Genomic DNA, 25,596 nt, shown 5'->3' with positions numbered 1-25,596 from the left:
CCGCCTATTCCTTGAATTTTATTTTGGCGCTCATCCCCGGCCTTATGCCCTCAGCCACTCCTTCGAGCTTTAGCTTGACTCCGTATGAGATGATGTCATAGTTGCCCGATTCATCGGTGCCCTTCTTGACTGCAAAATCAGGGTTCTTGTTTATGCTGACAATCTTTGCCTCAAGCTGTTTCCCCGACAGGGCCAGCACCTGTACCTGCGCATAATCGCCTTCCTTGAGCTTTTCGACATTTGTCTCCTCAACATCGACCTCGATCCACATGTCGCTAGTGTCGCTGACAACAGCAATGCTCATCCCCGTAGATACAAGCTCTCCTGCATTTGCAGCGACAGTAGTCACCGTGCCGTCTATTGGAGATTCGATTGTGGTATCGTCGATGTAGGCCATAACCTCGTCCAAGCCTGCCTGCGCCTGGTCATACTTGGCCTTTGCCGCCGACGCCATGTTCATTGCCGATGCCGCCATAGCCTGCGCTCCGCTTATGTCCTCTGCGCGGGCGCCCTCGAGCGCCATGTCAAGATCCTGCCTGGCCACATCGAGCTGCAGCTTAACCTCGTCCCTTTTTTGTCTGGATACGGCGCCCTTTTCATAGAGTCTCTCGACCCTTTCGTAGGTCTGCTGTATGAAATCCACGGCCGCCTGAGCCTTTGCCACGTCCTGCCTCCTGGCTCCATTTTGCGCCTTCTCAAGCTGTGCGTTCGCCGCATCCACCTGGCTCATGGCCGCGTTGTACTGGCTCAGCGCCGCGTCCACCTGCGCCTGCATCTGGTTTTTCTTTGCAACAAGCTCGTCGGAGTCGATTATTGCAATCACATCGCCCTTATTCACCTTGTCGCCCTCCTCCACAAGCACTTCGGCCACCCTGCCCGGTATCTTGGAGTTTATGTCTACCTCTACAGCCTCTATAGTCCCGTGGAGCTCGTCGTCTTTTTTTGAATCCGTGCCCGAGCAGCCACTCATCGAAAAAATCAAAGCCAATGCCATTAGGACTGCTGACGCCTTTTTCATGCTCATAAATTTCATCTCCTCCGATAAATTGTTTACATGTTAATTATATTCCCATACGGCATATTTGTAAATATATTAACTAATTTCGCACAAAGAATCTGGGACATCAGAACCGTCCCCTTGTGTAACCATGGCATAGAAAAAACGAGCCAAGAGGATCATCTTACATATCATACCCCTGGCTCGCTATACTATTTTATCTTTATTATCCTGTCGGCGCTGAACGAGCCCACATTGTCCTTGCCTATCACCGATATTATGTCGCCCTCGCTGAAGCCGCTCTCTCTTAGAGTGTCTCCGTCGTAGTCCTCAAGCGTAGTGCTTGAGGTGTATCTTACGTATACCGTCTTTTTTGTAGAGCTGTCTGTCAGCTTTATTGTATCGTCGCTGGTGCTTATGCTTGTTATCTCGCCTGTTATTGTTGATATTACAACTTGGTCGTCAGCCTCTATTGTCTTTACAATATCTGTCTCGAGCCTTAGCACAAGCTCGTAGTTTAGCCTGAGGTCGTAAAGCCCCGCGCTCTTGCCGTCGATTTCCACCTCAAATTCAGGAGATAGCTGATATGTCACCAGCTTCTTGTCCTTGTCCTGTATAGTTATCTTCGGCTCTCCTGATATTATTATCTCCTTGAGCACGCCCGTAACCTTCTTTGTAACGCTCTCTGCGTCTATCGCCGTAATAACAGCGTACTTGAGCGAAAGTGTCACGTCATCGCCCACTCTGATATCTGAAATCTCGGCATCTTCGCCGTTCCTTTCAACATCAGCCTTGGAGTCTATGTCGAATCTGTACTCCTTGTCCTCATCCTTCTTGTCCGTGATTATCATGTATTTGCCGTTTGAATCTATCTTCTTGACATATCCAGTTGCGCTTCCGCTCTTGGAGAACGCCTCCACCTCGGTCACCGCTCCGCTTACAACCTTGAAAGAAACCTTATCGTCAGAGCTGAGGCTGTACACATTTGAAGCCTTGCCGTCCAGAGTCACCTTTATGCTTGAGCCCACAGGATATTCCCTGTCACTGTCGTCGACTTCTATTACGACATACGCTCTGTTGGAGCCGTCGCTTTCAAGCTTGAAGTAGGTCTTCTGGAAATAGCCCACCAGGCTTGAGCTGGTCTCTTTGATCTTCACTGAATACAGTTTTTCGCCCGAAACCTCAAGCTCAACTTCCCTTCCGCTTGAAATGTCTGAAATCTTGCCTATGCTTGAACCCAACATTACAGATACAGCGCTTGAAGTGTTCTTGAACGTAAGCTTTGTTCCTGCCGAATTTTCAACTATGAGCGTTATGCTGCCGTTGCTTTGAGATACAGAGTACACTGTGCCCTTTATCGATATGACGGCTTCGTCTGTTGGCGTTACAACAGGCTGGCTTGTTTTTCCCATAAGGTCTGCTGTGAGCTTGAGCATCTTTGCCATCTCGCCTCTTTTGACAATCCCATAAGAGTTGAATAGCACGCTCGTGCTCGGATAGTTTGTCTGCCCGCTTACAATCTTCTTGTCCGCCATATAGCCTATGTATGGAAGCGCACTCTTTGGTATTTTGTCTGCATCCTCGAAATCAAGAACGTACACCTTGCTCTCGTCGCTAAAGCCAAGAGCCCTGCCAAGGTATACTGGAATCTCGTAGCGCTTTGCCTCAAGTTGCTTGTCTCCACTCATAACATTAGTGAGTATGCTGCTTGGAACCAGGCCCTTTTGTATTGTGAATACGAGAGATTTTTGCGCCCATGACGGTATTCCGTATTTTTTGAAATCCGCCTCATACGTGGCTTTTGAGCTTGCATATACGCTGTCGATCTCGGCAGCTGAATAGAGCCTTGATATCATTACTATTGCCTCGAGCCTGCTTACAGGCGCTTCAGGCTTGAATGTACCGTCCGTATAGCCTGTAACTATGCCCTTGCTTACCATCTCATTTACATATGCCTTCGACCAGTGACTTGAAACGTCGCTCATTTCGGCTCCAAATGAAACCATTATTGTGCTGAGCACGAATATTACAGCTATTGCTATGGCCACTGCCCTTTTCATCCAATCTTTCATATCTGACCTCCTGCAAAATAATAATTTGCTGTTCTGTCCATTTTGTTAGTGCATGACTGACTTGTTTTGATTATACTCTATTGCCAAAACAAAATCAATTAATCCGCCGGCTGGAAAGTATCCGCCCGGCAATGCAAAAACTCAAAAAAATTTTGTGATATTTCTATAAAATTAAAGGAGAAGCGTATACTTCTCCTTTAGTCCCGTATTTAGCTGTGCTAGTCGCCTATGTTTACAGCCTTGTTGTAGTCAAGCACAGAAAGGCTGTATGCGGCAATCTCGCCGTCATAGTCAATCTGGGCATAGTATAGTATGTTTCTTGCCTGTCTCACATCTAGTATAGTCTTGTATCCTACGTCATAAGAAAGCTCGGTGAGCCTCAGCTGCTCCTTGGCCTTCTCAAGCTTGGCCTTTTTTAGGTCTATATTTCTAAGGTTGGTGCTTATGTCGTTGTATTTGCCCCTTATTCCATACTCCACAGAAAGCTTCATGCTCTCGAGTGCCTTTTGGGCCTTCTTGAGTGCAAGCTCCTTTTTCCTGTATACGAATGTATTTGGAGTGTATACCACCTTGGTTGCGTCAAGATCAAGCTGTGCCAGCTGGGCACCGTGCTGCGCACTCTTGACGTCCAGCCTTTTTTCAAATGCTGCTTTTATATCCTCTTCTACGTTGGCCGCAAACTTGGCCATGCTGTACGGACTTGTAAGCACAAGCTCAGTCTGCAGCGGATAGTTCATTACAAGATTCAGCCCCATTACAGCATTCTGATATGTGTTCTGGGCGTTCTCCATTGTCGAAACAGCCTCATCGAGCGAAAGCTGCGCTATTATCAGGTCCGACTTTGAGACAACCCCCAGCTCATACTTTTTCTTCACTATATCAAGGCTTCTTTTCGTATTGTCCAGGTTGTCAGTTGCGGCGTCCAAAGCGCCCTTTGCGCTCATGACCCCGTAGTAAGCCCTTGTGGCATTGTATTTTATGTCTTCTATGCTTTTTTCCCTCTTTATCTTCTCCTCTTCGAGTGCGTAAGTCGCCGCCGTCGAGCTTACCTTCTTGTCCAGTTGGAAGCCTTCTAGCGTTCCGCTGAGATACTGGTATGTCGAGGAATCGCTGTCCGAGTATTTCGACTCTGTTCTTTTTGCCTGTGAAAGCTCCACCGTCTTGGTTTCAAGCTCGAGATCCGCAATCTCAATTGCGCTCGAATTCTTGAGCGCATCCTCTATAGCCTTTTCAAGCGAAAGCTGAACAGGCTTCGCTGCTTCTGCAGCTGGCGCCACTGCAGGGGCAACCACTTCCGCCGCAGGAGTCTCCTGCGCATAAGTCATTATGCTCGAGGCCAGCACAAGAAACCCGGCCATGAGAGCTATTGCACTTCTTTTAATTCGTTTTGACAATGTCATAATATGTTACACCCCTTTTCTGTCTCTTATTATACCCACTTTTTCTGCAAAACTTCTAATTTTTACTGTCCAATCATCAAATATAGTATAGACCACCGGTATGAACGCAAGCGTCAGGAGCGTCGAAAGCGACAGTCCTCCGATTACAACGGTCGCCATAGGAGCCTGTGTGGCTGCTCCTTCCCCTATTCCCAGCGCAAGCGGCAGCAGTCCAAGAAGCGTTGTAAGCGTGGTCATAAGTATCGGCCTGAATCTTGTAAAGCCCGCCTTCACGACCGCCTCGTTCCGCTCCATTCCCCTGCTCCTTAGCTGGTTTATGAAGTCCACCATTACAATGGCGTTGTTTACGACTATGCCCGCCAGCATTATGACGCCTATGAAAGCAGGAACTGAAAGCGCGCGTCCCGTCAGGAAGAGCGCCATGAATCCTCCCGAAAGCGCAAACGGCACCGAAAGCATTACCGTGAGCGGGTGGATGAGAGATTCAAACTGGGACGCCAGTATCATGTATATGATTACTATAGACAGAACCAGAGCCAGGAAAAGGCTCGAAAAGGCCTCCATCATGTCTTGCTGCTGCCCCTTGAATTCGTATGAATATCCTGCAGGCAGCTGGTAGCCCTTTAGCTTTGCCTCTATCTCGTCGGTCACCGATTTGAGGTCCCTTCCGCTGAGCTGCGAGCCCACGCTCACAGTCCTGGTCTGGTTAATTCTTGTTATCTGGGTCGGTGAGTTGCCGTAGCCTATTTCCGCAATCTGGCCAAGCGCCACAGAAGTTCCGGAATTCGAGCTTATGAGTATCTGCTTCATGTTTTCGACTGAGTTTTTCACCCTGTCGTTCATTGATACGTTTACGTCTATCTCGTCGCTACCCGTCTTGAGTGTCGTTGCCTTGACACCTTCCACAGATGCCTCCAGCGCGCTTGCAACCTCGCTGGCTGTTATACCGTAATACGACGCTCGGTTCCTGTCCACAGAAACCCTCACCTCGGGATCCCCTTCCTTGGTGTTGCTTGACACCTCAGCCGTGCCGGGAACATTTTTGATTATCTCCTCAATATCGGCTCCTATGCCCTTGAGTATGTCTATGTCGTCGCCTCTTATTTCTATTTCTATTGCCGAGCCTGTCGGCCCCATTCCCATGCTGGAAGCCTCAGTCACAGTAATCTTTGCGCCTGCAATGTCCTGTGCCTTTTTCCTGACCTCCTCAACAATCTGCTCCGTCGAGCGCTTTCTGTCCTTCTGATTTACAAGCATTACGTTTACAGTTGAGGAGTTTGTGGCTGTGAGGCTGAAGCCCTCTGTAGAGCCTACGCTTGAGAACACCTTATCCTTTTCCGGTATTTCCTCGACTATCTCCTCAATCCTTTGCACGTATGCGTCCGAGTCCTCAAGGCTGGTGCCGAAAGGCGTTTCTATGGTCACAGTAAACTGCCCCTGGTCCTCCTTGGGGAAGAACTCTCCTCCTACAAACGCTACAGATATCATGGATGCCACGAATATACCTATGGCCGTGAGGACAGTTGTCTTCCTGTGCGACAGCACAAAGTGGAGCAGTTTGCTGTACTTGCTGTCAACGGCATCAATGAAATTCGAGAACATGTCCAGGAATTTGCCTATGCCAACTCCCTTGTGCCTTCTCTGCTTGACCTCTCCCACCTCAAGCACCTGCGACGCCAGCATGGGAACCACCGTCAGTGCAACTGCAAGCGATGACAGCAGCGAAAATACCACAGTGAACGAGAGCTGCTTGAATATTATCGCTGTAAAGCCCTGAACAAAAACTATAGGCAGGAACACGGCCACAGTAGTGAGAGTAGATGCGGATATTGCCATCGCAACCTCCTTGGCTCCTGCGACCGCAGCCTCCTGCTTGCTGTAGCCCTCCTCCCTGAACCTGTATACGTTCTCAAGCACTACAATTGAGTTGTCCACCAGCATTCCTATGCCCAGGGCCAGTCCTCCAAGCGATATGAGGTTTATTGTAAGCCCGTTGAAATACATGAGCGCAAAAGTCGTAATAATGGATATCGGTATAGCTATTCCGACTATGAAAGTCGACCTTATGTTCCTGAGGAACAAAAATAGCACCACTACTGCAAGCAGACCGCCAGCCACTGCATTCGACGTCACGTTGTCTATCGACTTGTTTATGAACTCCGACTGGTCCGAGCCGACTACGAATTCTATCTCCGGATGGTCCTGCCTGACGCTCGAGAGCTCCTCGAGCACGTTTTTTGCAACAGTAACAGTGTTTGCCACCGACTGCTTTGTTATTGCAATTCCTATGCTGTTTTTCCCGTTGAGTCTCGAAAGGCTTGTCTGCTCCTTGTAGCCCAGCTTTACGGAGGCTATGTCCGAGAGCCTAACAACGCCATTGCCGCGCAGCGATATTGGAAGTTCTCTTATCTCGTCTACGCTCTTGAACTCGGCAGTAGTCCTTACGAGAAATTCCTTATCCCCGTTGTTTACGTTTCCGCCCGGAAGGTTCAGATTCTCTGCTCTAAGGGAGTTTCTGATATCGCTGATTGACAGCCCATAGCCAGACAGCTTTTCAGGGTCGAGCTCTATTTTCACCTCAGTCTCCTCGCCTCCGGAGACGCTCACCGAAGCCACTCCCTCGAGCCTTTCAAATCTCGAAAGAATGTCGTCCTCAACGAGAGTCTTGAGCTCGCCCGTCTCCATGCTCGAGGATGCGCCTATTTGTATTACAGGCATTGCATTCGGGTCAATCTTTAGCACAAGCGGAGCCGACGCATCGTCCGGCAGCGCCCCCTTGACCATGTCCACCTTTTCCCTCATCTCGAGGGCTGCAAAGTCCATGTCTGTCCCGTATTCGAACTCTACAACTATTATGGAGTTGCCCTCCCTCGAATACGAGGATATGTTCTTAAGATCCCTTACAGTAGCCAGAGACTGCTCCAGGGGTTTTGTGACAAGCGTCTCCATTTCCTGCGGCGCAACGCCCTTGTAGTCGACTGACACTATTGCCACCGGCACCTCGAGCTCCGGATAGAGATCTACCGGGAGCCTGAAGAGAGATACCGTTCCTATGAGCACTGCTATGAGCATGAACATAAGCGTCGTTACAGGCCTTTTTACGGACATACTTGGAAGATTCATTACTTGGCACTCTCCTGTCCGCTTATTTTGACCTTCGAGCCGTCGTCAAGATAGTTCTGCCCCTTGACTGCTATCTGCTCGCCCTTTTTGATGCCGCTTATTATCTTTACGAATTTTCCATCATCGATTCCGGTTTCAACCTTCCTTGCCTTGGCCTTGCCGTCTTTTATTACAAAAACCAGCTTTTCGCCGCCTTTAACAACCACAGCTTCAGACGGCACGCTGAGCACGCCTTTTTCGCCTTCTGTAGCTATGTCAACCTCGGCAAACATTCCGGCCTTTATCAGACCCTGCGGGTTTTCAAGCTCTATCTTTATGGGATACGTCATTGACCCGCTTGCAGTTGCATCAGACATGGCAGTTATCATGCCCTTGAAAGGTTTTGAAGAAGCCGACTTTATCCTGACATCAAGCTCCTCGCCCTTTTTTATTTTGTTAATAAGATACTCGGAAACAGTCGCATCCATTTGAACTCTTGATGAATCCGTTATAACTATTGACGGCATTCCCTGCGGCGGCATGCTGCCTTTTTGCACGCTCACAAGAGCAACAGTTCCAGATATAGGTGCTCTGACAACTGCATTGTCGAGCATTATGCCTGCGCTCTGGACTGCAGCCTGAGCACTCTCCACGCCATATCTTGCCATCTCCAGATCCTGATCCATGGCCTGAAGCTGCATATTCTCATACGCTTGCTTTGATATTGCGCCTTGCTCGTAAAGCATTCTGTTCCTCTCAAGGTTAAGCTTTGCATTGGCAGAAGCCTGCTGGGCTTTTTCGTAGCCTGCCCTCGAAGAATTGTAAGCAGCCTGTGCCTGCTGGTAGCTGGCACTCAGGCTGTCGCTGTCCATAGTGAAGAGTACGTCCCCGGCACTTACATAGTCGCCTATCTCCGCATTTACGCTTTCTATCTGACCCTGCAGCTTTGCCGAAACTCCAGCTTCCTGAATCGGACTTATCTTTCCTGAAATGACCGTGGTAATCGTTATGTCTCTCTCCTGTGCTGGCTCGACCTGCACGCTTATGGCCTTGTCAGCATCCGACGATGCCTGCTCTTTCTTGCTGCAGCCACCCAAAACTGCTGTCACTGCAAGTAATGCTGCAAGTAAAATACATGTTTTTCTTCTTAGCATAGAGTTCGCCCTCCAGTTTCCGACTCTCGAGTCGGAGGATTATACAAAATAAATTTTATATCCAAACCGTGCCAATGTCAATATTTTCCGACATCGAAAAAAACGCGCCCGGGCAAGCATTATATGCCCGAGCGCAGCATGCGTGTCCGTATCTGCTCTAAATTTCGCCGCATCCCAGTTTTTGCTTCATGTATTCCAAAAGGCCCGCTCTGAGGTCCTCCCTTTTGAGCGCAAAATCTATAGTCGCCTCAAGGTATCCCATCTTGTCGCCCACGTCGTATCTTCTCCCTTCGAACACATACGCGTGCATGCTCGACTCCTTGGCTAGCACGTTGAGAGCGTCCGTAAGCTGTATCTCTCCACCCTTGCCCGGCTTAGTATTTTTTAGTATTTCGAATATCTGAGGTGTTATTATGTATCTTCCGAGTATCGCAATCTCCGAAGGGGCTTTTTCAGGCTCTGGCTTTTCCACGAGGCTGTTGACCCTGTAGGCTCCCTCGCCTACCTCGTAGCCGTCAACTATGCCGTACTTGTTGACATCCTCTTTTGCAACGCTTTGAACCCCCAGTATCGAAGTTCCATATTCCTCGTATGCGCCAATGAGCTGCTTGAGGCACGGCGTCTCGGCATCCACAATGTCGTCTCCGAGCAGCACCGCAAATGGCTCGTCTCCTATGAAACTTCTTGCGCAGTATACGGCATGCCCAAGGCCAAGAGGCTCCTTCTGCCTTATATAGTATATGTTGGCCATCTCGGATATCCCCCTTACAAGCTCAAGCAGGTCGTCCTTTCCCTTTTTTTCAAGCTCGAGCTCGAGCTCCACCGACTTGTCGAAATGGTCCTCAATGCTTTTTTTATTCCTGCCGGTTATTATGAGTATCTCCTCTATGCCGGAATTCACGGCTTCCTCTATAATGTACTGCAGAGTAGGCTTGTCGACTATGGGAAGCATCTCCTTTGGCTGAGCCTTTGTTGCAGGCAGAAATCTGGTCCCCAGTCCCGCAGCCGGTATGACAGCCTTTTTGACTTTCTTTATCATATCTACAACCTCCATAATCTTTTTTAATGATGCGGCTTCTATCTGATACTGCGCTTGTTGTCATATTATCCCATCGTTAATTATACCATAAAAAACCTTGCAAAAAAAGAAAAACGGAGAAGCTTGCGCTTCTCCAAAGGGAGTACTTTCTAATGGCTTTTGTTAATTGAAATTTCCTATTCTGGTTCTATTATTCCGTAGTTTCCAGCCTTACGCTTGTAAACTACGTTAGTCTCGTCAGTCTCTGCATTTATGAACACGTAGAAGTCCTGTCCGGAGAGCTCCATTTGAAGCACTGCCTCTTCCTCCATCATAGGTTTGAGACCTATCCTCTTTCTTCTTACTATCTTGGACTCAGCCTTTGCTTCCTCGCCTTCCTCAACAACGTAAGGCTCTATGTTTTCAAATCTTATTGTCTTGTGTTCCTTGGTTTGAAGCTTTTCCTTGTACTTTCTGAGCTGTCTTGCCAGCTTGTCAACCACAAGGTCTATAGCTACATAAAGGTTTTCCTGAACCTCTTCGCCTCTAAGTATTGAACCGTCCACCGGAATTGTAACTTCTATCTTCTGAAGGTTCTTCTGGGTGCTAAGCGTTGCCGTAGCCTCTATCTCCTTGTTGAAATACTTCTCAAGCTTGCTTAGCTTCGTCTCTACTGAGCTTTGTAGTGCATCCGTTATTTGTATGTTTTTTCCGCTTACTGTTACTTTCATAATTACATCCCCCTTCTGTGGCTTTCATGTTGCCTATTAAATAGTTACCCAGCACCGTGCTTTTTAAATCACACTTTTATTTTTTGCCCTTTATCCTTTTCAGCCTGAAGAAATCCTCACGGTCCTTCTCCTCGAGCACCTCCTGTATATACTTGGCCTGAGCCTTGTACCTTGGAATCTGGACGTTCTCTAGCGCATTGGCCCTGCGCTGTGTCTTTTTTATCTCTACAGCCAGCCTGTATACCGAGTTTTCAACCTCTGCCAGCTCGTAAATGAGATACCTGACCTGTCTGAAGTTTCTTATTGCTATGTCGAAGGCCGGGTTGGTCCTGAAAAAGCCGTAGTTTGGGGTAACCGGATGCTTTTCGAATTTCACGCTTGGAATCTCTACTCCCATTACGCTCTTCATGAGTATTTCGTAGTCTTCGTCCTTTTGTATGGAGAGGGCCAGCTCCTCCACGTACTCCGTGCCGAAGGACACGTTGACCATCTCGAGCGCCTTGTATGCGTCCGAAAAGACTATTGCTATCTCCGCTTGTATCTCCTTTGACCTGTCAACGAGTGTCATCATTTCGCGTATGAGCACGTTCCTTTTCTTGTCCAGAAGCTCGAAGGCCTTCTGCGAAAACTCAAGGGAGCTTCTTAGCCTCATGAGATTTGCTTTGGTTGCGGCTGTCTGTCCGTTCATGCATCATCACCCCTGCTTTTGTGACGGCAGATATTTTTTGATGGTTTCAGGCTGAAGCCTGTCGAGCTCCTCCACAGGCAGTATGTCCACCATTTTCCATCCCATATCGAGCGTCTGGCCAATCTCCCTGTTCTCGTTGAAGTCCTGGGCAAGGAACACCTCTTCGAACCTTCTTCCAAAATCCATGTATTTCCGGTCAAGCTCCGAGAGCTCCTCCTCGCCTATTATCTGGGACAGAGCCCTTACGTCCTGAACCCTCGAATAGAGCGAGAAAAGCTGGTTTGCTATCTCGTCATGGTCCTCCCTTGTAAAGCCCTCTCCTATGCCGTCCTTCATCAGCCTTGAAAGCGATGGCAGCACGTTTATCGGCGGGTATATGTTCTTCTGGAACAGATCCCTTGAGAGTACGACCTGCCCCTCAGTGATGTAGCCTGTAAGGTCGGGCACAGGATGCGTTATATCGTCGCTTGGCATCGTCAGTATGGGCAGGAGCGTTATGGAGCCGTTCTTGCCCTTTATCATGCCCGCCCTTTCATAGAGCATTGCAAGGTCGCTGTAGAGATAGCCGGGATATCCCTTTCTGGATGGGACCTCTTCCCTTGCCGACGATATCTCCCTTAGGGCCTCGCAGTAGCTTGTCATGTCCGTTAGTATTACGAGTATGTGCATGTCCTTTTCAAACGCCAAATATTCAGCTGCTGTAAGCGCGCACCTTGGGAGCGAGAGCCTCTCGACCACTGGGTCGTCAGCGAGGTTAATAAACATTACAACCCTCTCTAGCGCACCGGACTGCTCGAATGTCTTCCTGAAAAAATCTGCATCGTCATGCTTTACTCCCATTGCGGCAAATATCACGGCAAAGCTCTCGCTGCCCTTGGCGCCCACATTGGCCTGCTTCACTATCTGGGCCGCAAGCTCATTGTGGGAAAGACCGTTGCCCGAGAATATCGGGAGCTTTTGCCCCCTTATGAGAGTCGCAAGGCAGTCTATTGCTGATATGCCCGTCTGTATGAAGTCCCTTGGGTATTCACGCGAGACCGGGTTTATGGGGTTGCCGTTGACGTTGTGCTTTTCCTTGCTGAATATCTGCGGCCCGCCGTCTATGGGGCGTCCCACGCCGTCGAACACCCTTCCGAGCACATCCTCGGAGAGCGCTATCTCAAGAGGCTTGCCCGTGAAATACACTCTGGCGTTACTTGTCGACATGCCGGAGGTGCCTTCGAAAACCTGGGCTATGACAACTTCCTTGTCGACCTTTACAACCTTCCCGCTTCTTTTTTTCTGGCCGTCTATTGTTATGTCTATTATCTCTCCGTAGGCGACTCCCCGGATGCCCGAGAGCACTATAAGAGGGCCTTCTATCTTATCCAGCATCAGGTATTCCTTTTTCATGGTATTAGTATCCCTCCTACTCCTCGTATTTCCTGTAGAGCTCCTCGTAGTAGCTTTCGATGTCGTCCCTTAGCTTTTCAAAGCCTTCGAGGTTGTCGTTAGGTATGTTGTATTTCATCTTGACTACCTGCGCAAAAAGCATGTCATCCTTCGCCTTGGATATAGGTATGCCCTCCTTGACGGCCTTGCTTGCCTTTTCGTAGAGCAGGTTTATAGTCTTTAGCATGAGATACTGCTTCTGGAGCGGCACGTAGGTGTCCTCCTTGTGCATGGCGTTTTGCTGCAGGAAGCCGTTTTTTATTATTCTTGAAATCTCTATGACAAGCCTTTGAGAGTCCGGAAGCACATCTTCGCCGACAAGCTCGACTATCTCCATGAGCTTTTTCTCCTCGTGCAGCAGTTCGAGCATCTTGGCCCTAAGGCTCATAATGTCCTCCGCCACGTTGTCCTTGAACCAGTTCGACAGCATCTTGATGTAGCCGCTGTAGCTGCTCAGGTAGTTTATGGCCGGATAGTGCCTTGCGTATGCCAGGGTCCGGTCAAGCGCAAGGAATGCGTTTACAAACCTCTTTGTGTTTTCAGTTACGGGCTCTGAAAAATCTCCCCCGGGAGGAGAAACAGCTCCGATTACAGTGACCGAGCCCTCGCTGCCAGAGAGCGTCTTTACATACCCCGCCCTCTCATAAAACTGCGCCAGCCTCGAAGGCAAATATGCGGGATATCCTTCCTCGGCGGGCATTTCCTCGAGCCTTCCTGATATCTCCCTCAGGGCCTCGGCCCATCTCGATGTCGAGTCGGCCATTATGGCCACGTGGTATCCCATATCCCTGTAGTATTCGGCCATCGTGATACCCGTGTATATGCTCGCCTCCCTGGCCGCAACAGGCATGTTTGACGTGTTGGCTATGAGCACAGTCCTTTCCATGAGCGGCCTGCCGCTTTTGGGGTCCATTAGCTTCGGAAAGTCCTCTAGCACCTCTGTCATCTCGTTGCCGCGCTCGCCGCAGCCTATGTAGACTATTATGTCCGCATCAGACCACTTGGCTAGCTGGTGCTGTGTCATGGTCTTTCCTGTGCCAAAGCCCCCCGGCAGCGCTGCAGTTCCGCCCTTGCCCAGCGGGAAGAACACATCTAGCACTCTCTGGCCTGTGATAAGCGGCTGCTCTATAGACATCCTCTGCTGAGTGGGTCTGGGCTCCCTCACGGCCCATTCCTGATAAAGTCTGAGGCTGCGTTTTTCGCCTTGACTGTCCTCTAGAACCACTATCTCATCCTCGAGGCTGTATTTCCCGTTATCGGCCGCCTTTACCACCCGGCCCGTAACCTCCGGAGGCACCATGAGCCTGTGCTCTATGAGGCTGGTCTCTTGTATTGTTGCGTACACGCTGCCGGGAGCGAGTTCATCGCCCTCGCTCACCTTGATTTCCACCTGCCAGAGCGCGTCTGGATCTATGGATATCAGCCCAATGCCTTCGGATATGAAATTGCCCGATATCTGTTCAATCTTTATGAGAGGCCGTTGTATGCCGTCGAATATGTTGCCTATTATGCCGGGTCCTAGCTTTAGCGATAGCGCCTTGCCTGTGGGCACCACGTCCTCGCCCGCCTTGAGCCCCTCTGTCTCTTCGTAAACCTGTATTGTGGCATTGTCCGACTCTATTGATATGACCTCACCTAGGAGCTTCTTGCCTCCCACCATAACCATCTCTCTGACCTTGAAACCCTTTACGCCTTCGGCTCTTACGACAGGCCCGTTTACCATGGCAACAATCGCCGACTGGACATCATGAATATCCATGTCCATATCCTGCATTTCTTCTGATCTATTTTCACCGTTGTTATTCATAATCATCACCATTCTCTTCAAGGTATTCAAACACCATGCGTCCGACTTTTTCTCTGTTTTCGTCTATCATTTCAGACAAGGAGCTGTTAATCCTGAATGTCCCGTCCTTGTCTGTGAGCACAAACCCCCCTATGTGCTCTTCTGCGAGCTCGAGGAATTCGATGCCGCTGTTCTCGCAGCCTCTTCTTTCGAACAGTCTCCTTATGTCCGCCTCGAACATCTCCCTGTCCTTTGCAGTGAGCTCTAGCATGAGCGTCCTGCCGGCGCATTCCTTGGCCGCTATGCATGCAAAAGCCTTCTCCAGCTTATTGAGGAAGAATTCCCTGTAGCCTTCACCCTTTGCAAATTCGGCACCTCTTGCGTAAAGGCGCTGCATTAGCGTGTCTACAAAGCCGCTCAGCTTGAGCAATACCCTCCTTCTGCCTTCCATAGTCTCCTGGGATATTATCTCCTGTTTTTTTAGGTTGCCCCTTTCAATCATGTCCTCTATTATCTTCTCAGCCTCGCCTTGAAGCCTTTCCTTGTTTTGAGAAAGTATCCTTTCCTTTTCTGCATTCATCTTCTCCATGCGGGCGTCCGATTCTTCCTTGACCTTGTCGTATACCATGCTCTTGAAAAGTTCGAGCTTGTCCTCGAATGTTACCATGCTCATCACCCCAATGCTATATCTTTATGCCTATAGAGTCCCTTATATAGCTAGTTATATAGTCGGGCGGCTTTATGCTGCCCTTGCGCGAAGGTATTTCGACTATGAGCGGATGCTTTGCGCTGAGCTTCACGGCGCTTATACTCTCCGAAATCTTCTTCGACGCCGTCTCTGTGATTATAAGTATTCCTATCCCTTCGTCGGCCACTGCCATGTCCACAGCCTTTAATATCTCGGAGCGCTCCCTGGCCATGACGCCGTCTATGCCGGCAATCCGCATCGCCAGAAGGGTGTCGCTATCGTCGCTTATAATGAATGATCTCATACAGTCCCTCCAAACTAAGTGCTATATCCTTCCTAGTATAAGTATTGATATTATGAGCCCGTATATTGCAATTCCCTCGGCAAGGCCTACGAATATTAGCGTTTTTCCAAGTATGCTCTGGTCCTCAGATACGGCTCCAAGCGCCGAAGAGCCGACTGCACCCACAGCGTAGCCAGCGCCTATTGTGGCAAGGCCCGTGCAGAGCGCGGCGGCTATGAATCCCAGACCCGATGCGCTAGTTGCAGCTCCTGTTGTTGCAGCAAATGCGATGTCAGGAACCATCATACCAACGGCAGTGAGCATGAAAGCAGAACACGCCCCTATGCTGGCTTTGAGCATAAGGCTGGCCCGCTTGCCAAGTCTGTTTGATTTGCTAAGTTCCAGGTATACTCCGCTTGCTATGGTTGCAAACACTATCATGCAGTTGATTATAAGAATAGCCTTCATATGTTATCCCTCCAATTTTTTATATGGCTTATTTACGGCCTATTCGGCGCTCATCTTAACTGGGTCAAACTCCCTGCCCTCGCCCTTGAAATACTTGCTGAAAAGCTCGTAGTATTCGAGCCTTAGTCCCTGAATGAATACTATTAGCCCTTCAAGCGCTATTATCACTATGTTCCCTATTATTATAATAATGGCGCTTCCTGTCGGATTACCCATCAGTTTCGCCATCGTAAGAAATGCCATAAAGAGCCCAGCGTGGTTGAGCGCAAAAGCCCCGACCCTTATAAACGATATGGTGTTGCTCGCCATGCTCATGAGAGTCTCGAATATGTCAAAGCCGCTTTCAATGTAGTACTGCGATGGATTCTCGTGGTAGAGAGGCCTTTTTTTCATTATTATGTTGGAAAGAGGCTCCCGTAGCACCATCAGCGCTATGAGTACCACCGCCAGCGCTGCACCGACCGTCACATTCAAGATGTATGCGCTTGCAAACACCTGGTATATCATTATGAGCAGCACAATGTAGAATATGAGACCCGCAACGCCGTTCCTTCCAAACAAACCATCCTTTATATTCCTTTGCTTTATGGCATTAACTATGTTGTACCCAAAGCTAATTGTAAGAAGTACCACCCCTAAAACCACGGATGAGGCGAGCACGAAGTTTATGTTTTCGATTGGCCTCACAAACAATGCCGGCAAAACTTCCTCGAATCCGAACACGCTGCCGTAGAGCAGCCCGAACACGGCCGAGCTCGCTCCAATCCTTGTGAGTATGGCACCGTATGCCTTGAACTTCTCGACCTTCAGCGCAAGGTAGAGCCCTGTGAAAAACAGCACGGCGCCCTGCCCCACGTCTCCGAACATCGCCCCGAAAAGCAGCATGTATGTTATGCCCAGGAACGTTGTCGGATCGAGCTCGTCATAAGACGGCACCCCGTACATCTTGACCAGGTTTTCAAATGGCTTTATGAGCCAGTTGTTCCGCAGCTTCGTGGGCGGCCGCGTAATCGCCTGTGCGCTCTTGTCCTTGCTCCAAACCACTACGGCCCTCTCGTCCGCCTTTTCAATGCTCTCGAGCACCTGCGCCTTGTCCCTTCTTGGAACCCATCCCGTCAGGAAGAAGAAGTTGTCGGTAAAAGCCATCTTGCGCTTTATCCTTTCAATCTGCTTTTGGACAAGCAGCATGTTATATGCCTTTATAAGATCGTCTTCGTATTCCTCCTTGAATCCCTCGAGCTCCGACTTGAGATTCCCCGTCTCAGCTTCCAGATTTCCCACAGTCTCATCTATGACCGCTATTGCCTGACCCGGGTTTCCGGTTATCTCCTGCGGAATCCGTATGTCGTGGAAATTGAGCGACTTCAAGACCTTGTCCGTATCCTCCTCTATCTCCCGCGGGTACACGGCCAGATATACCTCCTCCTTCTCACTCGAGCCTATGTGGAATATGGCGGCTGTTATGCTGTCGTAGCTTTCCTTGAGCTTAAGTCTCTTGTCCTTCGAAAGTGTACCTATCCTGAAGCTGAAGTATTTCATCTGTTCCAGTTCTTCGATTGTGACGTCTATTGAACTTATATACCTCAGGCTGTCCTTGAATTCCCTCAGCGCAGCAAGACGGGCTTCTTTGTCGACAATCTCATTGTGAATGGGCTCTATTTTCGAGTAGAGCCATTCGAGCTCCTGGCTACATTTTTTGTAGGAGCATTCGCTCGTTATCAGATTTTTGTCCGCATGGAATTCAATCCCGAAATAGCCCTTGATTATGGCCATCTTCTTTTCCAGCTCGCCAAAATCCTCGAACTCGGCATACGGCATTATGTCGCATTCCATTTCACCCTCGGCCTCTTCAAGCATGCACAGCGTCAGACTCCCCTCGCCTGCCTTTTTGATCGAGCTTTCTATGTGGACTTTCTCAAGGAGCACTACACTCCTTAGCACCTCTTCAATACTCTCCCTGGGGCCTGCCACAGTCATTAGCTCCATTTTTTCAACGGCCATTCGCTATCACCCCCTTATATCCTTCTTATGAGGTATTTCCTGGCATCATTATATTCCATGCCGTACCCTACAGCCTCCGTGATAGAAATTATATCCCTCATCTCGAACTCTATCCTGTGGTAGTACTCTATTATCTGGGTTATGTTCATACTTCCGACTGTCTGGTAGTTGTCGTAGAGCGCCTGTGACATCGCCCTTTCCATGAATATGTCACTTACGCCCCTCTCGAGCAGCGACCAGTAACTGGTGCTTCTCATTTCAGCCATGAAATTCTCGGGGGTCCCACTAAAGCATATCCTTTTGAGCGTCTTACCCTTGAGGTAATATCCAAATGGCAAAGCGTAGTTGAATATCTCGACGCCCGTGAGCTTGTAGAATGTAAGTGCCCTGTATATGAAGTGAATGTTCTGAAGGTCTACGTTAGTGCCCACCTGCATTAGCATGAGCTCCCTATCCTCCGGATCGAGCTTTTCTATGTGCTTGAAGAGGAGCTCAAAATAGGCGTTGTCTATGTTCATCTCCATATGGAACTGCCTCTTTTCCATGTCCTCCTGCGTAAGCGTCTTGAGCGGCCTATAATATATTGTGCCCTTTAGCCGCTCCACGAAATCCTCTATGGTCCTGGCCTTTACAAGCTCTTCCCTGTTTACGCCCGTGAAACTCTCCTTGCGGAGAAAGCGATTTGTTATCTCTCCCGGATCCTCGCCGCGGCTTATCGACCTTAGTATTAGCTTGAGGTCCTCCACCTCGTATCTGACCATCGTGAGCACCTTGAGCACCTGCTTGCTCTCTCCTGTAAGGAAGTGGATTATCTTTTCATAGTCGTCGAGTATGGCCTTCCTGAGGCAAAACTCGAAGTCCTGCCTGTTGTAGTTGTCCGGGTCTATGTCCTTTAGCACATGGTTGTATGCGGTCTTTTCCTTGAGATACCTTACTATCTCGACCTCATTTCCCATTGCCAGCATATTTTTATAGTCCTCGTCCCTTAGCAGCCTCGCTTTGAGCGCCCGGACCTTCGCGTTTACAGCCGCATATTTTTGAACGCTCGACATCTAAACATCCCCTTTTAGAAATATCTCGAAGAAAAGCTTGTTTTCCATGCCGTCTTTTCTCTTTTGAAACTTCTCGTCCAGCTCCGTCAGCCTGCTCTCATAGCGGCTTTTTATCTTCTCGGCTTCCTTATTTCCTTCGTCTATCAGGAACTGCATGCTTGCCCTTCCTTCCTGCCTTGCCGCTTCAATCATTTGCGTTTCCATGGTCACCAGCTCTTTTTTGATGTCTGCGTCATTATCCTCCGCAAGCTTTCTTGTCTTTTCATCCAGTGCCCTGCTTAGAGAATCTATGTCGAGTATCCGTCTTAGTATCTCTATGTCCTCCATTCGAACCCCCCCAAACATGCAATGTTTTCACTTATTGAATATTGTTACCCCCGGCAGGCGGATGTAAACTTGATAGAAATCGACAGCTGGTTCTCGAGTTTATAACCAAGTTATCCACATGCAAAAATTCAACCAAAAATTAAAAATGAGAACAAATCGACTTATAAATTCATGCTGTTTTTGTATGAATAAAATGCTTCATTTTCCTCACTTCTGGCGCCAAACGTGCCCTTCCGTCATTGTATTGCAAAAATACGTTTCCTGGATTCCGTGGATTAATTTTTGTGGATAATGTGGATAGTTCTGTGCATAACTCATATTTCAACTATCCGGCTGTGGGCAGTTTTGTTAGGAACGTGTTAAGAGATTTTTGGGTCTTGACAGGATTTTTGTGTCGAATTATGGTTTTTATCTGAATGTTGCAGGAAAAGAGTCGTGAAGGTGTGGGGATGGGAATTCTAGTGCGGTGAATGTGAATCCTGTGAAACAGTCGCACTTCCTATATGGTTTTGGGATTTCTTAAATCTTGTAACTTGCAAAAATTGAAATTGCGGAGCTGAATCCAATGGAATATACGCCCTTATGTTTTGTTTTTAGGATTTCTAGCGACTCCTCGATTTGCATCATTGGGAATTTCGAAAACTCGCTTCGCTCAAACAGTTCGAAATTCCTTCAATTCTGCAATTCTCTTCGTCTAGAAATCCAACAAAACCAAAAAAATAAGGCTCTCCTATTCCTCTTGGATTTTCTCCGCAGCATTATTCGAAATATAGATGTCTCTCTTACCTAACTATGAAATCTTTCAAACCCATATGAATTTAGAGGCCCCCTGTTTCACTTGGATTCACTCGACAATTAGAAAACTCAAATAAATCAAGCTCTCCTGTATGATTCTGTGCAATAAAAAATGCGAAAGAGATGCCGGTTGGCGTCGCTTTCACATTTTTATGTGCTCGCTGTTCTTATTTTTTATTGTCTATGAATACTCCCTGGGCGTGGTTGTATTTAGAGGCGTAACCCTTTGATATTTTGCTGGCTGCGCTTTTTTGAGCCTGGAGTTTTTTCATGTCTTCTTTGACCTGCTCGAATTTTTCGCTGACTTCGCTTTTGTTCTGCTCGTCTAGTTCCTGTATTTTCTGTGTTATTTCCATAACAGCCTGGACTTTTTGGTGGAGCGATGCAAGCTGCGGATATTTTTTTGTGTCCGCATGCTCGAGTGAGGCTATGCCCATCATTTCCTTGACTTCTATGTATAGTCTGTAGAATTCCGAGTCTATCTGGTCTATTTCGTCCATGGCGAGCTGCCTTTTTTTCATCTCGTTCATGAATGAGTCTATGCTTTCGGTTTTCAGGAAGCTTTTTTGCTCTAGTGTCATCCAGTAGAGCATTTCCATGAGCACTGCTTTTTTGTCGAGCAGCTCTATTAGTCTTCCTATTATGCTTTCTATTCTCATATTATTACCTCGAGTTCATTCTGGCGAGTTTTATGGCTTCTTTCCACGTATCTCTCATGTCTGTTATGAGTTCTTTTACTTCTTCCAGCGCCTGTGAGTCTTTTTTTATGTTTGCGTCTATGAGCCTTGTATGCATGTAGTCGTAAAGCGGCCTTAGGCCCTTTGAAACCTCGTAGTCCATGTTGAGTGTTATATTGAGCTCTCTTACTATGTTTTGAGCTTTTATTATGTTTGTGTTTGTCATTTCTATGTTCTTGTCTTCTATGCCTATTGCTGCTCTGTTTATGAATTTTATGCAGCCGTCATAGAGCATAAGTGTCAGTTCTTCCGGAGTTGCGGTGAATACCGACTGCTCCTGATATTTCGCATATGGATTTGTCATTGCCATACAGTTAACACCCCTTATATGTTCATTAGTTCGTGCCTGGCACCGTTATTGTCCTCCCCCAAGCTGCTGTGACAGCCAGCTGCTTTGTGAGTTCATCTGCTGCATTGCCTTTTCAAGTGCGGTGAATCGCTTCCAGTATCTGTCCTCTACGTCCGATAGCCTGTCGTTTTCTGTGTCTATCCTTTTGGCTATGCTGAGAAGGTCTTCATCTATCAGGCTCTTTGAGCCCTTCACTACGAATTCTATCATTATGTTGGACTGGACTTTCCTGTAGAGGCTGGCGTTGTCGCCCGCTCCGGCCTTGTCTATTACGTCCTTCATGCCCTCAACCATGTTGTCGTATATTCTGTTGATTATTCCTGTTTCTGCCTTTTTGGTATCCTCATCAGTCGAGCTTGAGGTCTTGAAGAGCAGCTCCATCACACCTTCAGGATCCTGCATTATCTTTTCCCTGAGCTTTGTCTCGTCTATCTCCAGCTTGCCCTTGTCTGTGTAGGAACCTGTAGTTATGCCTATCTCAAACATTGAAGAAAACGAGCCCGAGACACCTTCGACTTTTTCGTAGAGGCTTGATCTTATGGTTTCCAGAGTCCTCTGCAGGGTCGAGTCGTTTCTCAGAAGCCCTGACTTGGCCTTCTCCTCCCAAAGCTTTATTGTGTCCTCGTCCATGGCTTCCTTCTGCTCGTCAGTGAGCGGCTGGTAGTCCCTGTACTTTTTTTCGCCGAGCTTTGTGTTTACGCTGTCTATGAGTGTGTTGTACGAGTCAACGAAGGCTTTGACCTTCTCGACTATGCCGTCTGTGTTTGTGTCGACCTTTATGGTGTTTGTGACTCCCGGCTGAGCCGCTTTGAGGTCTATCGTAATGCCGTTTATTGTAAACTGGTTTGAGGAATATTTTATTCCCGCCGCCCCGTCAAATTCTATTTCAGCGTCCTGGCCGGTAATATCAACTCCGGCTGCTAAATCAGTTGCGAATATGCTATCTTCTGCGCCCTCTGCTGATTCAGCGAAAACTCTTTTTTTACCTGAATCTATTGTCTCGGTAATGTTTATCTTGGCGTTGCTCCCCATTGATGTTGTGGAAATAAAAAACCTGTTGGATGTATCGTCGAACGTTGCTTTTATGCCTAAATTCCCTGAATTGATTTCATTTACTATGTCAGCTATTGTTTTATCAGCTGTAATAGAAATATTCACTTCTCCTGATGTGGTCTTTATGTTTACCGAACCACCTGCTCCAAGCTCTGAAAGCTTGGTAGTCGAAGTGACATCGGTAAGAGCGCCTCCCAATTCGACATTCCTGGCAGCGATATCCTTAATACTTGCCTTGTTGACTCCCTCTGCAAGCTTCTCTACTTTAATGCTATGAGTTCCCGATACCGCAGAAGTGGTAGCTGTCGCTGTAAATGTGCTTTCATTTGAGGACGATGCGCTTTTCACCCATGTGAAGCTGCTGTAGGATGTTGAAAACGTGGAGCCTGTGGAGCTTGTCCTTGTGATGCCGAGCGCCTTTTTCGAATCCAGTATGAAGTTGGCGAAGCTCTTGTTCATATCGTTGTAGGCTTCCTGCACCCATGTCTTTGTCTGCTTGCTCTGCTGGAGCTTGTCAACCTTGGCCCTTTCGGCCTTCATTAGCTCCTTAACCATGCTCTCCGTGTCAAGCCCCGATGCCATACCGCCGAACCTTATTGTCGACATTTTATCACCCCTATATTAATTCTAGCCCCTCTTGTCTACGAAAAGACCTGCCTTTTCCATCATGTCGGCCACCATGTCGAGTATCTTTTCCGAAGGGATTTCTTTTATGACCTCGTCTGTCGAATTATCCATTATCTTTATCATTATCTGTTTTGTCTTCTCATGCACTGAAAATCTTATGCTTGTGTTCTGTCCGGCAAGTTCGGGATTAGCCTTTTCTATGGCCTCTATGAGCTTTCTTTCTCCCGGAAATGACGCCTGATCTTCCTTGCCTAGAGCCTGCTTTACCATATCTGCCTTTTCGGACGACATCTTTTCTGAATGCGATATCTCGCTTCTTTGAGACAGCGTGTTGGTGCTTACTACAGAGCTTTCAATCTTCATATGTATCCACCGTCCTTATATATTGTTTCCTCTAAGGAGTTTTATCGGCAAATGACATGAAAAGTTTAGAGCCGATACCTGAAATTTTCAACCAGTCCACCTATAGTGTTCAAAATCGAAATAATCCCTTAGCAAAATTCTCCATATTTTAAAAAGCTCCTGCGACCTAAACTGCCTGCCACAAGAGCCATCACCTAACTTTTATCTTCTTTAGAGATTCAACTAGAACTTCTTTCAATTCCTCGGATGAGCTTATCTCCCTCGGGTTTGATGCAATGTTACTGCTTTTCATTGCTTCCTTTGCTATCCTGTCTATTGCCAGCTCTTCTAATGGATATCCTGATGCATTTAGATGCTTGAACATCTCCGATCTATGGGCAATGTCTTCTATCCACTCTATTATATCGGTTTTGCGCCCGTCATTTAGCGATAATATTCCATTTATCTCTCCAAGAAACTCCTGGCAGTACCCTTTGTTGAAAATCAGCGTCTGGGGCAGCAAGAGAGCTATTATAATGCCGTGGTGCCAGTCCGTGATTGCTCCAAGAGGGTGGGCCAGACTATGTGCTATTGAAAGCCCCGTCCTTGGATAAAGTAGTCTTGCCGTAAACGCCACATTCTGAAGCGCTTCAAGAGATTCCATATCCCTGTCGAACACGGCTCTTTCCATGTGTCTGAAAATGGTATCAAGACTCCCCCTTGTGCTTATCCTGACAAGGGAATCTGCATTTTTTGATATGTGCACCTCTATTCCGTGAGCCAGCGTGTCCATTGCAGTAGCAGCTATCATCTCCCTGCTCAGCGACACCAGCGACTGCGGATCTAGTATTACGTATTCTGGTATGAACCTCTCATGTGATATTGCCGCTTTCCTCAAAGGCTCAGTTTCCTTTATTATCGCAAATGGGCTGCATTCCGCGCCGGTTCCACATGTAGTTGGTATTGCCACGAAAGTCTGAAAACCACTGTTCATGAGGATGTATTTTGCAGCATCTATTGCGCTTCCTCCTCCGGCCGCTATAACTATGTCCCCTTTGTTTCTTCTGAAGCATTCTACGCCATCCTCACACTGGATAACGCTCGGATTTGTTGAAAAACCGTCCCAGCAAGTCGTTTCATATCCTTCCAAGGCTAGCTTGAGCTTTGTCTCAAAACAAGTTCCTTCGAGCCCTCTGTCAAGCACTACAAATGCGCTTTTAGCCGAATTAGCCTCCATTATATCCTTTAGCTTTGAAACCGAGCCCAGTCCACTGTAGACAAGCCTGGGAGTTTTTATGTTCCACGTCTTCAAATCACTCAGCTCCTTAAAAATAAATCGAGCAGCACCCTATGTGAATGCTGCCCTGAAAGTTTTCTATTTCCAGCCTTCGAAGCTGTCAACATTGTCCTTTGTTACAAGTCCAAGCGGAGTCCAGTAGATGTCCTTGTCTATCGTCTGCCCCTCCAGAACCTTAAGCGCAATTATCAAACCGCCCTTACCGAAAAGATATGGCGACATAGCAACTGTTGCGTCAAGTTCGCCCTTTGCTATCGAAGCCTTCGCCTCTTCTATGAAGTCAACGCCTACCACAACGACCTGGTCTTTCTTGTTCGCAGCCTTAAGAGCTTCAACAGCGCCAAGGGCCATCATGTCATTTGCACAGAATATTCCCTTCAAATCAGGGTTGGCCTGAAGCAGGTTCGTAGTTATATCGTATGCAGTTTTGCGGTCCCAGTTGCCTGGCTGAACCGAAACCACTTCTATGCCGTCCTTGCCTTCAAAGCCCTTTTGCGCGCCGCTCTTTCTAGCTTCACCTTGAGCAGCTCCAGGAAGCCCTTCGATTATTGCAACCTTTCCAGAGCCTATCTTTTCTGCTATGAATTCAGCGCCCATCTTGCCCTGCTCTTCAAAGTCGGATGTTATGAAGGCTTCTATCTTTGCGTTTACTTTTTTGGCTTCCTCTGCATCTACAGATGTTCCTACCGCTACCACAGGTATTCCTTTTTTTGTCGCCTCAGCTACTCCAGGAACAAGGTTGAATGGAGTTATAGCCGATATAGCTATTGCGTTGTAATCTTTGCTAAGTAGCGTTTTCAGCGTTTCAAGCTGAGAGTTCACGTCGTCTTCCTTCGGAGCTGCAAGCACATCTATTGTAACTCCATATTCAGCTGCTGCAGACTCGTATCCTTCTTTCATTGTCACCCAGAAAGGATTTGCAAGAGTTATCTCCAAAGCCGCAAGCTTTGCCTTGCTGTCTTTTGCAGGCAGTGGAGCTAGAGCTTCCTCAAGCTTCTTTTCCGCATCTGCAAAAGCAGAATTCTTTTGTGTCTCCTGCGTAGTACTCTTTGGTTCGGCTGTCTTTGCTTCCTGCTTTGCTGAGCAGCCTGCCATCGAAAACATCATTGTTGCTGCCAAAAAAGCTGCGATTAGTCTTTTTGCATTTTTCATCGATTAAAGCCTCCTAATGTAGTTTGATTTTTTATTATACAGGAAC

At 47.9% G+C, this 25,596-nt stretch carries 22 protein-coding genes; all 22 read right to left on the bottom strand.

All coding sequences use genetic code 11. The features are described from left to right. Positions 1-4 precede the first annotated feature (4 nt). The gene (locus tag GT589_RS07065; protein ID WP_293397987.1) at positions 5-1,024 is read right to left on the bottom strand and encodes an HlyD family secretion protein; all 1,020 of its coding nucleotides are present in this window, start codon (positions 1,022-1,024) and stop codon (positions 5-7) included. A 185-nt stretch (positions 1,025-1,209) separates the two neighbouring features. Beyond that, positions 1,210-3,069: an S-layer homology domain-containing protein gene (locus tag GT589_RS07060; protein ID WP_293397986.1), complete on the bottom strand. Its 1,860-nt coding sequence runs from the start codon at positions 3,067-3,069 to the stop codon at positions 1,210-1,212. A gap of 218 nt (positions 3,070-3,287) precedes the next feature. Further along, a complete protein-coding gene (locus GT589_RS07055; RefSeq protein ID WP_293397985.1) occupies positions 3,288-4,469 on the bottom strand; it encodes a TolC family protein in 1,182 nt (393 codons plus the stop codon). 6 nt (positions 4,470-4,475) lie between these two features. Continuing rightward, the gene (locus tag GT589_RS07050; protein WP_293397984.1) at positions 4,476-7,592 is read right to left on the bottom strand and encodes an efflux RND transporter permease subunit; all 3,117 of its coding nucleotides are present in this window, start codon (positions 7,590-7,592) and stop codon (positions 4,476-4,478) included. Further along, entirely contained in the window at positions 7,592-8,725 is a 1,134-nt protein-coding gene (locus GT589_RS07045) for an efflux RND transporter periplasmic adaptor subunit (RefSeq protein WP_293397983.1), read from the bottom strand. Before GT589_RS07045 ends, GT589_RS07050 begins: the two co-directional genes overlap by 1 nt. A gap of 157 nt (positions 8,726-8,882) precedes the next feature. After that, positions 8,883-9,764, bottom strand: coding sequence for a UTP--glucose-1-phosphate uridylyltransferase GalU (gene galU, locus GT589_RS07040; protein ID WP_293397982.1), 882 nt, complete (start codon positions 9,762-9,764; stop codon positions 8,883-8,885). A 176-nt stretch (positions 9,765-9,940) separates the two neighbouring features. After that, entirely contained in the window at positions 9,941-10,474 is a 534-nt protein-coding gene (gene hpf, locus GT589_RS07035) for a ribosome hibernation-promoting factor, HPF/YfiA family (protein WP_293397981.1), read from the bottom strand. Between the two features lie 76 nt (positions 10,475-10,550). Then, entirely contained in the window at positions 10,551-11,162 is a 612-nt protein-coding gene (locus tag GT589_RS07030) for a V-type ATP synthase subunit D (RefSeq protein WP_293397980.1), read from the bottom strand. 6 nt (positions 11,163-11,168) lie between these two features. Further along, the gene (locus tag GT589_RS07025) at positions 11,169-12,554 is read right to left on the bottom strand and encodes a V-type ATP synthase subunit B (RefSeq protein ID WP_293397979.1); all 1,386 of its coding nucleotides are present in this window, start codon (positions 12,552-12,554) and stop codon (positions 11,169-11,171) included. Between the two features lie 16 nt (positions 12,555-12,570). Beyond that, entirely contained in the window at positions 12,571-14,352 is a 1,782-nt protein-coding gene (locus GT589_RS07020; protein ID WP_293398031.1) for a V-type ATP synthase subunit A, read from the bottom strand. Between the two features lie 40 nt (positions 14,353-14,392). Then, on the bottom strand, positions 14,393-15,052 hold the full coding sequence (locus GT589_RS07015; protein ID WP_293398030.1) for a V-type ATP synthase subunit E: 660 nt from the start codon (positions 15,050-15,052) through the stop codon (positions 14,393-14,395). Positions 15,053-15,062: 10 nt separating this feature from the next. Then, the gene (locus GT589_RS07010) at positions 15,063-15,371 is read right to left on the bottom strand and encodes a V-type ATP synthase subunit F (protein ID WP_293397978.1); all 309 of its coding nucleotides are present in this window, start codon (positions 15,369-15,371) and stop codon (positions 15,063-15,065) included. A gap of 21 nt (positions 15,372-15,392) precedes the next feature. Next, positions 15,393-15,818 (bottom strand): ATP synthase subunit C, encoded by a 426-nt coding sequence (locus GT589_RS07005; RefSeq protein WP_293397977.1) that lies wholly within the window; start codon positions 15,816-15,818, stop codon positions 15,393-15,395. A gap of 39 nt (positions 15,819-15,857) precedes the next feature. Next, a complete protein-coding gene (locus tag GT589_RS07000; RefSeq protein ID WP_293397976.1) occupies positions 15,858-17,819 on the bottom strand; it encodes a V-type ATP synthase subunit I in 1,962 nt (653 codons plus the stop codon). Positions 17,820-17,833: 14 nt separating this feature from the next. After that, on the bottom strand, positions 17,834-18,871 hold the full coding sequence (locus GT589_RS06995) for a V-type ATPase subunit (RefSeq protein WP_293397975.1): 1,038 nt from the start codon (positions 18,869-18,871) through the stop codon (positions 17,834-17,836). Continuing rightward, complete coding sequence (locus tag GT589_RS06990) at positions 18,872-19,198, bottom strand: hypothetical protein (RefSeq protein WP_293397974.1); 327 nt, start codon at positions 19,196-19,198, stop codon at positions 18,872-18,874. 962 nt (positions 19,199-20,160) lie between these two features. After that, positions 20,161-20,652, bottom strand: coding sequence for a flagellar export chaperone FlgN (gene flgN / locus GT589_RS06985; protein ID WP_293397973.1), 492 nt, complete (start codon positions 20,650-20,652; stop codon positions 20,161-20,163). Positions 20,653-20,656: 4 nt separating this feature from the next. Further along, positions 20,657-21,040, bottom strand: coding sequence for a flagellar export chaperone FliS (gene fliS, locus GT589_RS06980; RefSeq protein WP_293397972.1), 384 nt, complete (start codon positions 21,038-21,040; stop codon positions 20,657-20,659). A 45-nt stretch (positions 21,041-21,085) separates the two neighbouring features. Beyond that, on the bottom strand, positions 21,086-22,738 hold the full coding sequence (fliD, locus tag GT589_RS06975; protein WP_293397971.1) for a flagellar filament capping protein FliD: 1,653 nt from the start codon (positions 22,736-22,738) through the stop codon (positions 21,086-21,088). Between the two features lie 21 nt (positions 22,739-22,759). Next, positions 22,760-23,122, bottom strand: a complete 363-nt coding sequence (locus GT589_RS06970) for a flagellar protein FlaG (RefSeq protein WP_293397970.1) — start codon at positions 23,120-23,122, stop codon at positions 22,760-22,762. Positions 23,123-23,312: 190 nt separating this feature from the next. Next, positions 23,313-24,413 (bottom strand): iron-containing alcohol dehydrogenase family protein, encoded by a 1,101-nt coding sequence (locus GT589_RS06965; RefSeq protein ID WP_293397969.1) that lies wholly within the window; start codon positions 24,411-24,413, stop codon positions 23,313-23,315. 63 nt (positions 24,414-24,476) lie between these two features. After that, positions 24,477-25,550, bottom strand: a complete 1,074-nt coding sequence (locus GT589_RS06960) for a sugar ABC transporter substrate-binding protein (protein WP_293397968.1) — start codon at positions 25,548-25,550, stop codon at positions 24,477-24,479. Between the last annotated feature and the right edge of the window lie 46 nt (positions 25,551-25,596).

Origin of the sequence: Peptoclostridium sp. (genome assembly GCF_009881055.1) — a bacterium.
In the GTDB taxonomy this organism is placed as follows: Bacteria; Bacillota; Clostridia; order Peptostreptococcales; family Peptostreptococcaceae; genus Peptoclostridium_A.
This window is presented reverse-complemented; position numbering and strand designations above follow the sequence as displayed.

Bases quoted from the DNA above. Each gene is read 5' to 3' on its own strand.
- GT589_RS07020 (WP_293398031.1), bottom strand. From the start codon at position 14,352: ATGGATATTCATGATGTCCAGTCGGCGATTGTTGCCATGGTAAACGGG.
- GT589_RS07050 (WP_293397984.1), bottom strand. From the start codon at position 7,592: ATGAATCTTCCAAGTATGTCCGTAAAAAGGCCTGTAACGACGCTTATG.
- galU (WP_293397982.1), bottom strand. From the start codon at position 9,764: ATGATAAAGAAAGTCAAAAAGGCTGTCATACCGGCTGCGGGACTGGGG.
- fliD (WP_293397971.1), bottom strand. From the start codon at position 22,738: ATGTCGACAATAAGGTTCGGCGGTATGGCATCGGGGCTTGACACGGAG.
- GT589_RS07060 (WP_293397986.1), bottom strand. From the start codon at position 3,069: ATGAAAGATTGGATGAAAAGGGCAGTGGCCATAGCAATAGCTGTAATA.
- fliS (WP_293397972.1), bottom strand. From the start codon at position 21,040: ATGGCAATGACAAATCCATATGCGAAATATCAGGAGCAGTCGGTATTC.
- GT589_RS07065 (WP_293397987.1), bottom strand. From the start codon at position 1,024: ATGAGCATGAAAAAGGCGTCAGCAGTCCTAATGGCATTGGCTTTGATT.
- GT589_RS07045 (WP_293397983.1), bottom strand. From the start codon at position 8,725: ATGCTAAGAAGAAAAACATGTATTTTACTTGCAGCATTACTTGCAGTG.
- GT589_RS07055 (WP_293397985.1), bottom strand. From the start codon at position 4,469: ATGACATTGTCAAAACGAATTAAAAGAAGTGCAATAGCTCTCATGGCC.
- GT589_RS06960 (WP_293397968.1), bottom strand. From the start codon at position 25,550: ATGAAAAATGCAAAAAGACTAATCGCAGCTTTTTTGGCAGCAACAATG.
- GT589_RS07030 (WP_293397980.1), bottom strand. From the start codon at position 11,162: ATGAACGGACAGACAGCCGCAACCAAAGCAAATCTCATGAGGCTAAGA.
- GT589_RS06990 (WP_293397974.1), bottom strand. From the start codon at position 19,198: ATGGAGGACATAGAGATACTAAGACGGATACTCGACATAGATTCTCTA.
- hpf (WP_293397981.1), bottom strand. From the start codon at position 10,474: ATGAAAGTAACAGTAAGCGGAAAAAACATACAAATAACGGATGCACTA.
- GT589_RS07005 (WP_293397977.1), bottom strand. From the start codon at position 15,818: ATGAAGGCTATTCTTATAATCAACTGCATGATAGTGTTTGCAACCATA.
- GT589_RS07015 (WP_293398030.1), bottom strand. From the start codon at position 15,052: ATGAGCATGGTAACATTCGAGGACAAGCTCGAACTTTTCAAGAGCATG.
- GT589_RS06970 (WP_293397970.1), bottom strand. From the start codon at position 23,122: ATGAAGATTGAAAGCTCTGTAGTAAGCACCAACACGCTGTCTCAAAGA.
- GT589_RS07000 (WP_293397976.1), bottom strand. From the start codon at position 17,819: ATGGCCGTTGAAAAAATGGAGCTAATGACTGTGGCAGGCCCCAGGGAG.
- GT589_RS06995 (WP_293397975.1), bottom strand. From the start codon at position 18,871: ATGTCGAGCGTTCAAAAATATGCGGCTGTAAACGCGAAGGTCCGGGCG.
- GT589_RS07010 (WP_293397978.1), bottom strand. From the start codon at position 15,371: ATGAGATCATTCATTATAAGCGACGATAGCGACACCCTTCTGGCGATG.
- GT589_RS07025 (WP_293397979.1), bottom strand. From the start codon at position 12,554: ATGAAAAAGGAATACCTGATGCTGGATAAGATAGAAGGCCCTCTTATA.
- flgN (WP_293397973.1), bottom strand. From the start codon at position 20,652: ATGAGAATAGAAAGCATAATAGGAAGACTAATAGAGCTGCTCGACAAA.